Below are 15320 nucleotides of genomic sequence, written 5' to 3'. Positions count from 1 at the left end.
GTGGCGGCGCTCTTAAGCCGAAAGGCGCCGAAAGTCAAGAAATCCAGCACGTTGAAGCAATGAAAGGTAAACGAGTGCGAATCTGTCCATTTCTTGTCAAGCGGAAGGAGACGACATTAGCTCCCGTAAACATCAGTTCATCAAGCCCGCGAGCTTCGTGCCGGCGCGAAGAAAATGCACTGGATCGACGGCGCGGCCGTCCAAGCGAACTTCATAATGCAGATGCGGACCCGTCGATCGCCCGGTGCTTCCGGACTTGGCGATGACGTCATCTGCTCGCACATGGTCGCCGACATTGACGAGGATGACCGACAGGTGGGCATAACGGGTTACGACGCCGTTGCCATGATCGATTTCGACCATGTTGCCGTACCCGCCCATCGGGCCGGCCGTGGTGACGGTCCCAGCGGCCGCAGAGCGAATGCGCGTGCCGATCGATACTCGAAAATCGATGCCCGCGTGGAGCGCCAGTCGCCCGAGAAACGGATCCAGCCGATTGCCGAAATTGCTGGTGACATCGCTGGTGGGTGCCGGACTCAGGAGCGGCAGCTTGCGGGCGGCGTCGCGGGTTTCCTCCAATTCCAACAGCGCACCATCGAGCACAGCAAGCGATTTCCCGAACGGATCCTCATCCTGCGGTTCGACGAACGGTCCGCCGATCGCGTTTCCGTCAGCCTTGCTCGCAGCAGCCTCCTTCGTGCCGGCTGACAGTGTGGCGCCGGTGCGTTCGACGATCGTCCTGATCGCTTCGGACGCCCGGTTCGCGCTGCTCGTCAGATGCTCTATGCGCACCATCTGATCGCGCTCGACATCTTTGAGCGAAAGCGTGACTTTGGAAAAGATGCGGTCCGCCCGATCCGAGACGGTTTCAGGCAGGGCAGGTGCGTAGGCGAGGGCGCTGACGCGTGACGGCGTTGCACCGGCCTCTCTGTTCAACCCCATAATCTCTTCAATTGCCTCCGCGCCACCCTTCGCATCCGCAGGCTTCTCGAAAGCGAGGGGGTCAATCGCAGAAGATGCCTCGTCGCCGAGATCTTCGGAGGTGTCGGCACTTGCCGCCAAGGCACCGAGCTTGTCACTGCGCGACCATAGCGCCGACTGCTGCTGCAGGAGTTTCTCGACTTTATCCTCGACGACTTGCTGATCCAGCAATTGCCGGCTCGTCACCCGGTCTACTTGCGCCCTGAGAGCAGTGATTCGGTCTTCGTATTCGTGCTGCATACGGGCCTGGCGAGCGATCGTGCCGCCGATGAGGTCGTCCCGCAGGACTAGGTAAGTCGTGGCCGCCAGATAGCCGATGCTGAAGATCCCGATGACAGAGGTAGCAAGCGCCGCCATCCACGGGCGAATGGTCATGTGCCGGACCTTGTCGCCGCTCGCCAGGATAAGCACATGGCTTTGCTTGCGCCTTCGAAAGGCACCGTTTGCCGAACGACCAGACACCACATCACCCCCAGCCGGATGCGAATTAACTCGCGTTGCCCGGAGTAATTACACTTTATTAGGGTTAACAAACCATTGAGCGTAGGCCGGCATCAGATGTTGGTGGACGCTGTCATCGAGCGATAGAAGGACGGCGTCAAACCGGCTTCCGCGCGCGCTATATCATTGAACGGGGCCTTCAGCGGTCCGCGAAAATTCGCCCGCACGAGCGCCTGAAACGTTGCGGCCGGATCCTTCTTTTGCCGGGCGCAAAGGAAGCGGAACCATTTTGCCCCGACGGCGACGTGGCCCTTTTCGTCCTCGTAGATCACATCGAGAACGGCAGCACTTTCATGATCGCCGGTTTCGCGCATTTTCGCCTGCAGAGCCGGCGTGACATCAAGACCGCGGGCTTCGAGTATGAGCGGCACGACGGCGAGGCGCGCGGTCAGGTCGTTCCGCGTGTCGTGCGCGGCCTGCCACAGCCCGTCATGCGCGGGCAGATCGCCATAGTCCGCGCCAAGGTCGTTCAGCCTCTGCCGCACCATCCGAAAATGTTTCGCCTCCTCGAAGGCGACCTGCATCCATCCGTCGAAGAAAGAATTGGGCACGGGTTCCGAGGCAAAGCGGGCGACGATGTCAAGCGCTAGGTCGACGGCATTCAATTCGATATGCGCGATCGCGTGCAGGAGCGCGATGCGCCCCTTCAATGAACCGAGCGAGCGCCGCTTGACCTGGGTCGGCGGCGTGAGCACGGGCCTCTCCGGCCGTCCTGGCCGCTCAGGAACCGGACGATCCCGCGGGGAGCGCAACGACAGCTTCCTCCCCTGCCAACGTCGCGCCGCCGCCTGCGCCAACTCGGTCTTCAGGTGGAGGTCAGGCGTGCGAATCGCCTCGACGGCAGCGCCTCGCAAACTGTGGAACTGCGGAAGGTCGGTCATCCCTCGCTCCTCTCGGTTCAAAGCGTCCTCGCGGCCGCCAGAACCTCGCTCGCGTGGCCGGCAACCCTGACCTTTTCCCAGACCCGGTTGATGGTCCCGTCCGCGTTTATCAGGAATGTCGTACGCTCGACGCCCATGTACTTACGCCCGTACAGCGTCTTCTCCACCCAGACGCCGTAGGCGTTGACGACGCTCTTCTCTTCGTCTGCCGCCAGCGCAACCGTGAGATTGTGCTTCTTGGCGAAGCGGTCGTGCTTTTTGGCCGAATCGGGCGAGAGCCCGATCAGAACGACGCCCGCCGCCGCGAAATCGTCGGCGAGGCCGGAGAAGGAGATCGCTTCCTCGGTGCAGGCCTTGGTATCATCCTTGGGATAGAAAAAGAGCACCACCGGTTTGCCGCGAAGAGCGGAGAGCGAGATCGAACCGCCGCCGTCGCGAGGAAGCTCAAAGTCGGGTGCGACATCACCTGGTCCCAATCGTGCCATGATTTAACCTTTCTTGCGCCAAGTTTTGCAGACATTCGGCAGCTACTGCATGTTTCCTGAAATCGCAGCCGACTTAAGGATAAAAACATGCAGCGATTCAAAGTGCTACAGCGTCCTTTGTGCGTCTGAAAAGACGCACGGCGCTGTAGGGCATATCGAAAATCGACGACGGCCGTCCAGCGGTTTTGTGATAGATTTGACAGGCGGCGGACGGCTTCCCCGGCTAGGAGTCTGGTCGGCGTTTCGTCATGCAAAAACCGGGGCGGTAGCGAGCCTTTCCACAGCATCGGCAGGGACGCGTGGTGACGTGGCTCGACAAATTGTGATCTACATGGGTGAACGAAAGGTCCGGCCCTCGCGCGCGGCGACTGGTCTTACAAGGAAATGTGCAATGCCGCACTTAGGTGGAGGGCGCCCGCACCGATGAGCGATATCCGCGGCGAAAGGGTTTGCTTTCGCAAGGAAGACATCATCGCGCTGCACGAGCTGCCTTCGGCGCAAGCCCATGATCCCGTGATCGTGCATGCGCCTCGGCCGGGCGGCGCCATGCGTTTTCTCGGCAAGATCATACTGTGCTGCTCGTTGCTCGCTTTTCTCGTCGTGGCGTCCCTTGTCGCGGCCATCGAAGGTGGCCTGGTCGACGGGCCGCTCAACAGGCGAGCGCGCACGGCGCTGAACGCTGCTCTTGGCGAAAACTACCGTGCCGATGTCGAGAGCACCGTTCTCCGCATGACCAGCGGCGGTGCGCTTGCACTAAAGGCGCGCGGGGTGACGCTCAAGGAAAGCGTATCGGGCCGCCATCTCGCCAAGCTCGGCGCAATTTCGATTGCGCTCGATCCCTTCGCCCTGATGACCGGCCGCATCGCCGTGTCGCGGCTCGAGGCGGAGGAGGGCCAACTCGATACGGGTCTGCTGCCACGCGGCGAACCGATCGACCTCACGACGATCCGCATCGCCGATGTCGGCGATGCGCTCGAGAAATTGTTTGCACAGGCCGATCGCATGTCGCGACTGACCGCGGGCAGGGCGACTCAAACCGTGCTGCTCTCCGATTTCAGCCTGTCGGTCACGGGCTCACGTGGTCGTGTCGTTCCCGTCGAAGTGAAAACGCTGGAGTTCACGCACGACCCCGACAGCTCCATGCGCGTCGATGGTACGGTCGCGATCGACGGGATCGAAGCGAAACTGACCGCCAAGGCTCTCGGTGAGAACGGCCGCATCGGAGGTTTCGAAGGGACCGTCAGCGCTTTGCCGCTCTCTCCCTTTCTCTACCACGGCAAATCGGGAAGCGAGGAAGCCTTCGGCGTCGAGGCGGCGGCGGACGTCAGCCTGAAAGCCACCCGCGCGGCTGACGGACAGAAGCCGGCGCTCGACGTCGGCGTCAGGACATCGCAAGGTTCGTTCCATGCCGGTGGCCTTGTTTCCGCTCTCAATCCCTCCGAACTGAACGTCTCCTATGATTTTGACCGCGCCTCGGTCGAAATATTGCCATCCATCGTCAAGATCGGACGCTCGAGCTTTCCTTTTACCGGCGCCCTCATCGATCTCGACAAGGTTGCAGAGGCCAGCCAAAAGGGCTTCGCCGTCGACCTTCTCTTGAGGAACGCAAGTACGGACCCAGAAGACATACAGGAGAGCCCGCTTGCCTTTGACGCCAAGGCAAGCGGACGGTTCGAGGCCGGCAGCCACCGGCTTATTTTCGACCAGCTGGCGATATCGAGCCCGCTTGGTTCCATGGCCGGTTCACTCTCGGTCACCTTCGGCAAGACATCGCCGCAGATCAGCTTCGCCATGCTCAGCGATCAGATGCATTCCACCGCCGTCAAGCAATTGTGGCCTTGGTGGATTGCCAAGGGAGCGAGACGATGGGCGATCGGCAATCTCTTCGGCGGCACGGTGACCGACGCGCGGATCGAGGTTTCAATAGCCGAGGGACGGATCGCCAACAACAAGGGCGACCTCAGGCTCAACGAACATGAGCTCAACATAAACTTCGACATCGAGGACACCCGGATCAATATCGCCGGCGATATCCCTCCGCTTCGCGACACGGCGGGGCATTTCAAGCTCAGCGGCGAGCGCATGGTCGTCGACGTCGAGCGAGGGGCCGCCTATTTCCCGTCCGGGCGCTCGGTCGCATTGAACGGCGGCGACTTCATCATCCCCGACGTCTATGCGAAGCCATTGATGGCGGAAATGAAGATCGAAGTCGGCGGGCAGGCCGACGCGATTGCCGAACTGGTCGCCTACAAACCGATCCGTGCCCTTCAGAAGACCCCGTTCGTGCCGCAGGATTTCACCGGGCCGATGACCGCCCTGGTTGGCGCGCGGTTCGGTCTGATTTCGGATCAGAAGCCGCCGTCGCCTCTCTGGCAGGCGGAGATGCAGCTACAGGACGTGACAATTAACCGTCCCATCTCCGGTCGTTCCATCGCCAACCTGGCTGGCACCATGCGGATCGACAACGCCCAGGCGGTGCTAGAGGCCGATGCACTGATCGACGGTTCCAGGATGCGGATCGCACTGACCGAGCCGGTGGACAGCAAGGCAAACGTGAAGCGAACACGCGAAATCTCCGGGACGCTCGACGACGCCGCCCGACGGAAGATCGCTCCGGCCTTGTCCGGCATCGTCAGCGGGCCGGTCGGTGTCGACGTGTCGATGGCAGAAGACGGCAGCCAATCCGTCAAGGCGGACCTCGGCAAGGCGTCGCTGTCGCTGCCTTGGATCGGCTGGAGCAAGGGGGCCGGAATCCCCGCAAAAGCGCAATTCACCGTCAAGGCAAGCGGCGGTGTAACGGAGATCGGCGATTTCGATATCGCTGGCGACGGGTTTGGCGCTGCAGGTCGTCTGCGCGTCGACGACGCCGGCCTCGCATCGGCCGAGTTGAACGGCGTGCGCCTTGCAGGCGGAGACAATTTCGCCGTCACGATCGATCGTAACAAGGGCGGTTATGCCGTTGGTTTGAGAGGCGGGGCCGCGGACATCAGGCCGGCGCTCGTACGTGCGAAAGCCGGATCCGGTTCGGCTGACAATGGCAATATCACGGTCAATGCCCGGCTTGACCAGGTCACGGGCTTCAACGGCGAAGTCTTATCCAATGTGCGTTTCTTCTATTCGGCCCGCGGGCAACAGATCGACGATGTCGACTTTTCGGCTGTGACCGGAAGCGGGCAAGCGGTCGTCGCCAAGACCGCCAAATCCGGCGCCGACAACATACTGGAACTGACAACCGGTGACGCGGGGTCGCTGGCGCGCTTTGCCGATATCTATCGCAACATGCGCGGCGGCCTGATGAATCTAAGGCTGCGCGACCGTGGCGCGCGTTCCTGGCGCGGCGCAGTGGATGTGCGCAAATTCTCGCTCGTCGGTGAACAGCGGCTGCAATCCATGGTCTCGACGCCAGCGGGAGAGGATGGCCGCAGCCTCAACCAGGCGGTTCGGCGTGATATCGACGTGAGCACGGCGCAGTTCGACCGCGGCTTCGCTCAACTCTTCCTGGATCAGGGTACGATCCGCGTCGAAAGCGGCATCCTGCGCGGCGTCAATGTCGGGGCGACATTCCAGGGCACCGTGCGCGACTCGCGGGACCGGATGGACATGACGGGTACCTTCATGCCGGCCTATGGGCTGAACCGGCTGTTCGGCGAACTGCCGCTGATCGGAGTTCTCCTCGGCAATGGCCGCGATCGCGGCCTGCTCGGGATAACGTTCAAGCTGACCGGCCAATTCACGCAACCCCAACTCACGATCAACCCGTTGTCGATCATCGCGCCCGGCGTGTTCCGCAGCATTTTTGAGTTTCAGTAAGACGATCCGGATCGCGGCGGTATTGCCGCGGAGTCCATCGACGGCAAAAAGCAAAACGAGAAAGGGAGGGGAAGCTGCATGCTTCCCCTCCCTTTCTACAGCGGCGCGCGTCTTATCAGACGCGCCAAGGACTCTCCCATGCGGCTCAGGCCGGCCGCACCAGGATATGCTTCTTCTTGCCGAGCGAAAGCTTGATGACACCGCCGGCGATGTCGTCATATGCAACGACACGACGTTCGTCGCTGATCGCTTCATCGTTGATTCTGACAGCACCGCCCTGGACGTGGCGTCGCGCTTCGCCATTGGAGGCCGCCAGCCCGGCCCGCACGATGAGCGTCAGCAGCCCGACGCCGGCCTCGAGCTCGGAGGCGGGAACTTCGACCGATGGCAGGTTCTCGGCAAGCGCGCCTTCCTCGAAGGTCTTGCGCGCCGTTTCGGCTGCATTTTCCGCGGCATCTCGGCCATGAAGAATTGCAGTCACCTCAGTTGCCAGGATTTTCTTCGCCTCATTGATCTCCGATCCTCCCAAGGCGGCGAGACGGTTGATTTCCGCCATCGGCAATTTCGTAAAGAGTTTCATAAATCGAATGACGTCGGCATCCTCTGTGTTTCGCCAATACTGCCAGAAATCGTAGACGGATAGCAGTTCGGCATTCAACCAGACCGCACCCGAAGCAGACTTGCCCATCTTCGCGCCCGAGGATGTCGTGAGCAACGGCGAGGTAAGGGCATAGAGCTGCGGAGTGCTCATTCTGTGGCCGAGATCGATGCCATTGACGATGTTGCCCCACTGGTCAGAGCCGCCCATCTGAAGGCGACAATCATAACGCTTACTCAACTCAACGAAATCGTAGGCTTGGAGGATCATGTAGTTGAATTCGAGGAATGACAGCGAGTGTTCACGATCGAGCCGCGTCTTCACGCTGTCGAAGGAGAGCATGCGGTTCACCGAGAAGTGGCGGCCGACATCGCGCAGAAATTCGAGATAGTTGAGCGAGCGCAGCCATTCAGCGTTGTTGACCATCAACGCTCGGTTCGCACCGTTGTCGTAATCGAGGTAGTTGGCGAAAACGCGCTTAATCGAGGCGATGTTGTTTTCGATCGTCTCGACTGTCATCAGTTGCCGTGCTTCGTCCTTGAACGACGGGTCTCCGACCATACCGGTACCACCGCCCATCAGCGAGATCGGCCGATGGCCCGTTGCCTGAAACCAGTGCAGGAGCATGATCTGGGTGAGGTGTCCAACATGCAGGCTCGATGCCGTGGGATCATATCCGATATAAGCAGTTACAGTCTCCTTTCGCAGCAGATCGTCGAGCCCGGCATCATCGGAGGTCTGATGGATGAAACCGCGCTCGCTGAGCGTATGGAGGAAATCGGACTTGAACTCGGACATGACCTGTTTCTTTCGGCTGGGTAGGACGTCTGCGGCCGGCGTTTATCATTGTTTTGTCGAAAGTGCACGTTTTTGGTTGGCGTGCATTTTGTTATGAACGGCGAGGCGGACGAGGGACAGCGCCTCGTTCCTGCCGGCATCGATCGAGGCGACCAGCGCGGAGGAAATCAATGGGCAAGCTCTTGACGGCAATCGGCCTGATGAGCGGCACGAGCATGGACGGCATCGACGTCGCACTGCTCGGGACCGACGGCGAGAACGTCGTTGAGAGAGGCCCTTCGGCCGGATACGCCTACGATGCGCGTTTTCGAGCACGGCTGAAACAGGGGCTCGAAGACGCCAGATCGATCACCGCACGGACGGAAAGGCCGGGGACACTCGCCCAATTGGAGCGGGACCTAACGCTGCGCCATGCGGAGGCAGTCAGGGCATTCTTGCGTGAAAACAATCTGTTGCCGGAGAGTATTGATGTAATAGGTTTCCATGGGCAAACAGTCCTGCACCGCCCCGACGAGGGATTGACGGTGCAGATCGGCGATGGAGACTTGCTGGCGCGCGAAACACACATCGACGTCGTCTACGACATGCGGGCCAACGACATGGTTCATGGCGGCCAGGGAGCGCCGCTCATTCCGGCCTACCACGCTGCGCTCGCCCACGGCCTGTCGGAAAAGCGGGAGATCGACGCGCCGGTTGTCTTCGTCAACATCGGCGGTATCTCCAACCTCACCTTCGTTGGCGCCGACCGGCGAATCGCCGCCTATGACAGCGGTCCCGGCAATACGCTGATCGACCAATGGGTGGAGGCCCATGCCGGTGTCCCCTATGATCAGGGCGGCATGATCGCGAGCGAAGGCGCGATCGTGCCAGAACTCGCCGATCGGTATCTTTCTCATCCGTTCTTTACCGCGGAGAAACGCCGCTCGCTCGACCGGAACGACTTCGCGCCACCCTCAGGCGCCGACGCAGGCCTGGAAGACGGCGCGCGCACGCTCGCCTACGTCACCGCCGCAGCCATTTTCAAATCGGCAGGGCATCTTCCGGAGGCACCGGCGACCTATGTGATCTGCGGCGGCGGCCGGCTCAATCCGGTCATCATGAAGGATCTGACGACGCTCGCCGATACCGCGCACGGCCGGGTGCTTACTGCTGAAGCACTGGAATTGAACGGCGATTCGATGGAGGCCGAGGCGTGGGCCTATCTGGCGGTGAGGTCACTGCGCGGCTTGCCGTTGACCTACCCCGAAACGACCGGCGTCGATCGCCCCGTGAGTGGCGGTCGATTTGCATCGACGGTTGCAGATGCCGAAGCTGATCAAGGGACAAGACACGGCGAGCGGCCCTGACAGCAACTTCACACTTTTCCTTGTGTTCTAATTGTTTCTTCGTACTCCGCCGGTAGGATAGCTTTCCGTGTGTGAGACTTACGCGGATCGGTGATTCGCAATCGGAGCTGTTCGGAAGCTGTCGAATGGGTGGTGCGATTTCCCTTCTGGCCGTGAATTTTATTGTCGCCCAGATTTTTGTGGTCGCATTTGTCATCGTCGCGGCAAAAAGCCGCTCGGGCCGGCCGGCGATCTGGATAGCTGCGTGTTTCGCTGTCGCCTCCTTGGCGGCTGTGTTTGAAGCCGTTCTGCCTTTCAGCCCGTTTCCCCGCCTGTTCGCGATAGCCGCTTTTGCGAGTGTCCTCGGAGGATTCAGCCTGCTTCGCGTCGGGCTAGGGCTGCTTTATCAGGTGCCGGCCCGGCCGGCGCTGCTTGCAGCTTTCTTCATCGGTTCGGTCACCGTGGATCTCATGATATACGAACTTCCGCGCGGCACCTTGCAGCATGCTTTCTTTTACCAGATGCCGTTCTTCCTGATACAGGCGTGGTCCGCGTCGGCGATCGTCCGGTCGCGGCGGAAAAATTACGCCGACCGGATTCTGCTCTGGCTTCTGGTGTTGAGCGCGGCCTACTATCTTGCAAAGATCTATGCTGCGGTGGCAGCAGGCGCAGGAAGAACGGCAGCAGATTATGTCTCAAGTCCATTCGCGCTGATTTCGCAGGCTCTTGGAGCCATGCTGATCGTCGGAACCGGCCTCGCAATGCTCGGAGTCATGGTCAAGGATATCATCGACGACGCCCGGGCCAGCTCTGAAATCGACGCCCTTTCGGGCCTCTACAATCGCCGGGGCTTCATGGAGCGTCTTGCTCCGATGCTGGAGCGACGCGGCGCCGAAAATCCTGGCGCTCTCATCCTTACCGACCTCGACCATTTCAAGCAGGTGAACGACAGTTACGGCCATCATGCCGGAGACGAGGTGATCCGGCGGTTTTCATGCCTCCTTCGCGACCTGATGCCGAGCCGGGCCGTTGCCGGGCGCCTCGGAGGCGAGGAATTTGCCGTGTTTCTTCCCCTGACGAGCCTGTCGGAGGCGCGTGTGCTCGCCCACGGCATCCGCGCGGCGATGGCATCGATGCAGATTGACGGCCTGCCTGACAACGCGACGGTTACCGCCAGCTTCGGCGTCGCTACGGTCGTTGTAAACGAGCCGCTCGAATTGGCCATGCGACGTGCGGACAAGGCGCTTTATGCCGCCAAGGCCGCTGGCCGGAACAGGGTTGAGTGTGCCGACACGCCGACACATGTCGTGAAGCCGGCGGTCCCGCATTGGGTCGGACGGAGCTAGAGCCTATTGTTAAGCGCGTTCTCGCGTGCTCATCCGCACGCGAGGCGGCTTGGTACAATTCCATCTGTCAGCGGATGCGCTTGGCGGCCGGTTCCGGCGTCAGTTCGCCGTTAAGGCGGCGATCGAGATAGTCTTCGCATTCGGCCATCAGATTCTCGATCTGGCCGTTGAAGAAATGGTTCGCGCCGGGCACGGTCTTGTGCGTGATCAGGATGCCTTTCTGCGCCTTGAGCTTGTCGACGAGGCCGTTGACGTCCTTCTCGGGGGCAACCTTGTCGGAATCGCCGTTGATGATCAGACCGGACGAGGGGCAGGGAGCGAGGAACGAGAAGTCATAGATGTTCGGCTGCGGCGCGACCGCCATGAAGCCTTCGATTTCCGGACGGCGCATCAGCAGTTGCATGCCGATCCAGGCGCCGAAGGAGTAACCGGCAACCCAGCAGCTCTTTGAATCGGGATGCAGGCTCTGCACCCAGTCGAGCGCAGACGCCGCGTCGGAAAGCTCGCCGGCACCATGATCGAACTCACCCTGGCTTCGCCCGATACCGCGGAAGTTGAACCGGAGCGTCGTGAAACCTCGCTTCTGAAACATGTAGAAAAGCTGGTAGACGATCTGGTTGTTCATCGTGCCGCCGAACTGGGGGTGCGGGTGCAGGATGATGGCGATCGGGGCGCTCTTCTGCTTCGAAGGCTGGTAGCGACCTTCCAGTCGACCGGCTGGTCCGTTGAAGATAATCTCGGGCATTGGCTCTCCGGGAATGTTTCTGGTTCGAATTGCGGTTTCAGTGCCGATCTTGTCTTGACGAAAGCAGTCAGCTTTTCTAAAACCTAGTTTAGAACCGTTCAAAACTTCGGTGCGGGCATTCCGCCTTGTGCTTCGTCTCATAAGGCAAGCGACGCGGAAAATTCAAGGAAAATGCAACAGCACCGATTGTAACGGCCGAGCCGTTTGCCCTAACGAAAGAAACGATGTCGGGATCGCGCATTTATATGGACTGGAACGCCACGGCGCCGCTTCTGGCTGAAGCGCGCGAGGCCTTCTTGTCGGCGCTTGATCAGGTCGGCAACCCGTCGTCGGTTCACGGCGAGGGTAGGGCAACACGCGCGCTTGTCGAAAGCGCGCGGCGGGATGTCGCTGCGCTTTGCGGCGCGCAAGCCGCCTCGGTCACCTTCACCAGCGGCGCGACCGAGGCCGCCAATATGGTGCTGACCCCGGATTTCCGCATGGGGCGGACGCCGCTCAGGATCGCCAAGCTCTACGCGTCGGCGATCGAGCATCCGGCAATCCGCGAGGGCGGGCGTTTCACGCGCGAAGACGTTTGCGAGGTGCCGGTGACGAGCGCTGGCGTCATCGATTGTGCTGCGCTGGAAGCAATGCTTGTTGCCCATGATCGCCAGGCCGGACTACCGATGGTCGCCGTGATGCTTGCCAACAACGAGACAGGCATCGTCCAGCCCATCGTCGAGGTCGCCGCCATCGTTCGCGCCCATGGCGGCCTCCTGGTCGTCGATGCCGTACAGGCGGCGGGACGTCTGCCTTTGTCGATCGAAGCGCTTGGCGCGGATTTCCTCATCGTCTCTTCGCACAAGATCGGCGGGCCGAAAGGCGCGGGTGCGCTCGTGGCGCGTGGCGAAGTCATGATGCCTACGGCGCTGATCCACGGCGGCGGACAGGAGAAAGGTCACCGTTCGGGTACGGAAAATGCGCCCGCACTTGCCGGCTTCGGAGCAGCGGCCCGTGTGGTTGCCGGCAATATAGACGGACGTATGGCCGCCATTGCCGCATTGCGCGACCGACTCGAGGCCGAAATGCGGTCGTCGGCGCCGGATGTGGTGATCTATGGAGGCGATGTTTCGCGCATCGACAACACGACCTTTTTCACGCTTCCGGGCCTGAAAGCGGAAACCGGCCAGATTGCCTTCGACCTCGAAGGCGTGGCGCTTTCGGCGGGATCGGCCTGCTCCTCCGGCAAGGTCGGGCAGAGCCACGTGCTAACGGCAATGGGCTATGATCCTCGCCAGGGCGCGCTGCGTATATCGATCGGCGAGGCAACGACGGAGGCCGAAATCCAGCGTTGCGCGGCCGTGTTTGCGAAAGTGGCGGCCCGCCGTCGCTCAAGCGGAAAGGCCGCATGAGGCAAAACGTTGAACGAATTTGCGGAAAAGCAAATTTCCGCTTGGCAAATGGGGTGAAAAGCGCCTTTTAGCCATTACATAAGCGGTGCGCAAAGTTCGCATCGTGTTGACAAGCTACCGGACCTTGGATCCGGCAAGATTGGAGAACGACATGCCTGCCGTGCAGGAGACCATTGATCAGGTCCGCAAGATCGACGTGGACCAGTACAAATACGGCTTTGAAACGCATATCGAGATGGAGAAGGCGCCGAAGGGCCTGTCCGAGGAGATCATCCGTTTCATTTCGACCAAGAAGAACGAACCGGAGTGGATGCTGGAGTGGCGTCTTGAGGCCTATCGCCGCTGGCTGACGATGGACGAGCCGAGCTGGGCACGCGTCCGCTACCCCAAGATCGACTTCAACGACATTCACTATTATGCCGCGCCGAAGGGCACGACGGGTCCGAAGTCGCTCGACGAGGTCGACCCGGAGCTCCTTGCGGTCTACGAGAAACTCGGTATCCCGCTGAAGGAACAGGAAATCCTTGCTGGCGTACAGAAGTCGAAGATCGCCGTCGATGCGGTGTTCGATTCGGTTTCGGTCGTCACAACCTTCAAGGAAGAGCTGAAGAAGGCCGGCGTGATCTTCATGTCGATCTCGGAAGCGATCCGCGAGCATCCGGATCTGGTCAGGAAGTACCTCGGCTCGGTCGTTCCGCCGACGGACAACTTCTATGCGACGCTGAACTCCGCTGTCTTCACCGATGGCTCCTTCGTCTACGTGCCGAAGGGTGTACGGTGCCCGATGGAGCTTTCGACCTATTTCCGCATCAACGAGAAGAACACGGGCCAGTTCGAACGCACGCTGATCATCGCTGACGAGGGCGCCTATGTGTCCTATCTCGAGGGCTGCACCGCACCGCAGCGCGACGAGAACCAGCTTCATGCCGCGGTCGTCGAGCTGATCGCGCTCGATGACGCCGAGATCAAGTATTCGACGGTGCAGAACTGGTATCCGGGCGACAAGCACGGCAAGGGCGGCGTCTACAACTTCGTCACCAAGCGCGGCGATTGCCGCGGCAAGAACTCGAAGATTTCCTGGACTCAGGTGGAGACCGGATCGGCGATCACCTGGAAATATCCGTCCTGCATCCTGCGTGGCGATGGCTCGCGCGGCGAGTTCTACTCGATCGCCGTGTCCAACGGCCACCAACAGGTCGACTCCGGCACCAAGATGATCCATCTCGGCAAGAACACGTCGAGCCGCATCATCTCGAAAGGCATCGCCGCCGGCGTTTCGGACAACACCTATCGCGGTCAGGTTTCGGCCCACCGCAAGGCCGAGAACGCCCGCAACTTCACGCAGTGCGACTCGCTCTTGATCGGCGACAAGTGCGGTGCCCATACGGTGCCCTACATCGAAGCGAAGAATTCAACGGCGCAGTTCGAGCACGAGGCAACGACGTCCAAGATTTCCGAGGACCAGCTGTTCTACTGCCTGCAGCGCGGCATTCCGGAAGAGGCGGCGATCGCGCTGATCGTCAACGGCTTCGTCAAGGAAGTCATCCAGGAGCTGCCGATGGAATTCGCGGTCGAAGCGCAGAAGCTGATCGGCATCTCGCTTGAAGGCAGCGTGGGCTAAGCGCGGACTGATTAAGGAACCGGCGCGCACCAGAATCTGCGCGCGACAATTATTCGTTTCCCGAGAGGACGATTTGAATGCTTGAAATCAAGAACCTGCATGCACGCATCGCCGAGGACGGCACCGAGATCATCCGCGGCCTGAACCTCACCGTGAAGGCCGGCGAAGTCGCCGCTATCATGGGACCGAACGGCTCCGGCAAGTCGACGCTCTCCTACGTGCTTTCAGGGCGCGAAGACTATGAAGTGACCGAAGGCGACATCCTTTACAACGGCGAAAGCATCCTGGAGCTCGACGCTTCGGAGCGTGCGGCCAAGGGCATTTTCCTCGCCTTCCAGTATCCGGTCGAGATCCCCGGTGTCGCCACCATGCAGTTCCTGAAGGTGGCGATGAACGAACAGCGCAAGTATCGCGGGGAGGACGAACTGACGACACCGGAATTCATGCGCCTCGTCAAGGAAGCGGCCGGTGACCTCAAGATCGCGCCTGAAATGCTGCGTCGCCCGCTGAACGTCGGCTTCTCCGGCGGTGAGAAGAAGCGCGCGGAAATCCTGCAGATGGCGCTGCTCCAGCCGAAGCTTTGCGTGCTCGACGAAACCGACTCCGGTCTCGATATCGACGCGCTCAAGGTCGTCGCCGACGGCGTCAATGCGCTGCGTTCGCCGGATCGCGCCGTTGTCGTGATCACGCACTACCAGCGCCTGCTCGACTATATCGTTCCGGATACCGTCCACGTCCTCTACAAGGGCCAGGTCATCAAGTCCGGCGACAAGACGCTGGCGCATGAGCTTGAAGCCAAGGGTTATGCGGATCTCATCGAGGCAGCAGCCTGACGCCT

11 protein-coding genes are annotated in these 15320 nt (G+C 60.9%); 6 read left to right on the top strand and 5 right to left on the bottom strand.

Annotated features, from left to right (window positions below; translation table 11 throughout):
- Positions 1 to 132 precede the first annotated feature (132 nt).
- From QN222_RS00855 to QN222_RS00845, 3 genes are all read right to left on the bottom strand, one after another.
- A complete protein-coding gene (locus tag QN222_RS00855) occupies positions 133 to 1443 on the bottom strand; it encodes a M23 family metallopeptidase (RefSeq protein ID WP_283965608.1) in 1311 nt (436 codons plus the stop codon).
- A gap of 92 nt (positions 1444 to 1535) precedes the next feature.
- Positions 1536 to 2363: a ferritin-like domain-containing protein gene (locus QN222_RS00850; RefSeq protein WP_284005139.1), complete on the bottom strand. Its 828-nt coding sequence runs from the start codon at positions 2361 to 2363 to the stop codon at positions 1536 to 1538.
- Positions 2364 to 2380: 17 nt separating this feature from the next.
- Positions 2381 to 2848: a peroxiredoxin gene (locus QN222_RS00845; RefSeq protein WP_284005138.1), complete on the bottom strand. Its 468-nt coding sequence runs from the start codon at positions 2846 to 2848 to the stop codon at positions 2381 to 2383.
- 423 nt (positions 2849 to 3271) lie between these two features.
- Between QN222_RS00845 and QN222_RS00840 the strand changes: the two genes are divergently transcribed.
- Positions 3272 to 6658, top strand: coding sequence for a DUF3971 domain-containing protein (locus QN222_RS00840; protein ID WP_283965871.1), 3387 nt, complete (start codon positions 3272 to 3274; stop codon positions 6656 to 6658).
- 145 nt (positions 6659 to 6803) lie between these two features.
- Here the strand turns inward: QN222_RS00840 and tyrS are convergent, their stop codons facing one another.
- Entirely contained in the window at positions 6804 to 8054 is a 1251-nt protein-coding gene (gene tyrS / locus QN222_RS00835; protein WP_283965872.1) for a tyrosine--tRNA ligase, read from the bottom strand.
- Between the two features lie 170 nt (positions 8055 to 8224).
- On the opposite strand from tyrS, the gene QN222_RS00830 reads away from it, so the two are divergent.
- On the top strand, positions 8225 to 9400 hold the full coding sequence (locus QN222_RS00830; protein ID WP_284005137.1) for an anhydro-N-acetylmuramic acid kinase: 1176 nt from the start codon (positions 8225 to 8227) through the stop codon (positions 9398 to 9400).
- A gap of 125 nt (positions 9401 to 9525) precedes the next feature.
- Positions 9526 to 10725: a GGDEF domain-containing protein gene (locus tag QN222_RS00825; RefSeq protein WP_283965823.1), complete on the top strand. Its 1200-nt coding sequence runs from the start codon at positions 9526 to 9528 to the stop codon at positions 10723 to 10725.
- A 67-nt stretch (positions 10726 to 10792) separates the two neighbouring features.
- On the opposite strand, the gene QN222_RS00820 is transcribed toward QN222_RS00825, so the two are convergent.
- Positions 10793 to 11470: an alpha/beta hydrolase gene (locus tag QN222_RS00820; RefSeq protein ID WP_173513292.1), complete on the bottom strand. Its 678-nt coding sequence runs from the start codon at positions 11468 to 11470 to the stop codon at positions 10793 to 10795.
- A 224-nt stretch (positions 11471 to 11694) separates the two neighbouring features.
- On the opposite strand from QN222_RS00820, the gene QN222_RS00815 reads away from it, so the two are divergent.
- The 3 genes from QN222_RS00815 (at position 11695) to sufC (ending at position 15315) form a co-directional block, all read left to right on the top strand.
- Positions 11695 to 12861, top strand: a complete 1167-nt coding sequence (locus tag QN222_RS00815; protein ID WP_283965824.1) for a cysteine desulfurase family protein — start codon at positions 11695 to 11697, stop codon at positions 12859 to 12861.
- A 151-nt stretch (positions 12862 to 13012) separates the two neighbouring features.
- A complete protein-coding gene (gene sufB, locus QN222_RS00810; protein WP_283965825.1) occupies positions 13013 to 14482 on the top strand; it encodes a Fe-S cluster assembly protein SufB in 1470 nt (489 codons plus the stop codon).
- A 77-nt stretch (positions 14483 to 14559) separates the two neighbouring features.
- Positions 14560 to 15315 (top strand): Fe-S cluster assembly ATPase SufC, encoded by a 756-nt coding sequence (gene sufC / locus QN222_RS00805; protein ID WP_225106978.1) that lies wholly within the window; start codon positions 14560 to 14562, stop codon positions 15313 to 15315.
- Positions 15316 to 15320: the final 5 nt, after the last annotated feature.

This window comes from Sinorhizobium sp. 6-70 (assembly GCF_030124375.1).
Taxonomy (GTDB): domain Bacteria; phylum Pseudomonadota; class Alphaproteobacteria; order Rhizobiales; family Rhizobiaceae; genus Sinorhizobium.
This window is presented reverse-complemented; position numbering and strand designations above follow the sequence as displayed.

Excerpts from the sequence above, each read along its gene's own strand:
- QN222_RS00820 (WP_173513292.1), bottom strand. The coding sequence starts at position 11,470 with ATGCCCGAGATTATCTTCAACGGACCAGCCGGTCGACTGGAAGGTCGC.
- sufC (WP_225106978.1), top strand. The coding sequence starts at position 14,560 with ATGCTTGAAATCAAGAACCTGCATGCACGCATCGCCGAGGACGGCACC.
- QN222_RS00815 (WP_283965824.1), top strand. The coding sequence starts at position 11,695 with ATGTCGGGATCGCGCATTTATATGGACTGGAACGCCACGGCGCCGCTT.
- tyrS (WP_283965872.1), bottom strand. The coding sequence starts at position 8,054 with ATGTCCGAGTTCAAGTCCGATTTCCTCCATACGCTCAGCGAGCGCGGT.
- QN222_RS00825 (WP_283965823.1), top strand. The coding sequence starts at position 9,526 with ATGGGTGGTGCGATTTCCCTTCTGGCCGTGAATTTTATTGTCGCCCAG.
- QN222_RS00845 (WP_284005138.1), bottom strand. The coding sequence starts at position 2,848 with ATGGCACGATTGGGACCAGGTGATGTCGCACCCGACTTTGAGCTTCCT.
- QN222_RS00830 (WP_284005137.1), top strand. The coding sequence starts at position 8,225 with ATGGGCAAGCTCTTGACGGCAATCGGCCTGATGAGCGGCACGAGCATG.
- QN222_RS00840 (WP_283965871.1), top strand. The coding sequence starts at position 3,272 with ATGAGCGATATCCGCGGCGAAAGGGTTTGCTTTCGCAAGGAAGACATC.
- QN222_RS00850 (WP_284005139.1), bottom strand. The coding sequence starts at position 2,363 with ATGACCGACCTTCCGCAGTTCCACAGTTTGCGAGGCGCTGCCGTCGAG.
- sufB (WP_283965825.1), top strand. The coding sequence starts at position 13,013 with ATGCCTGCCGTGCAGGAGACCATTGATCAGGTCCGCAAGATCGACGTG.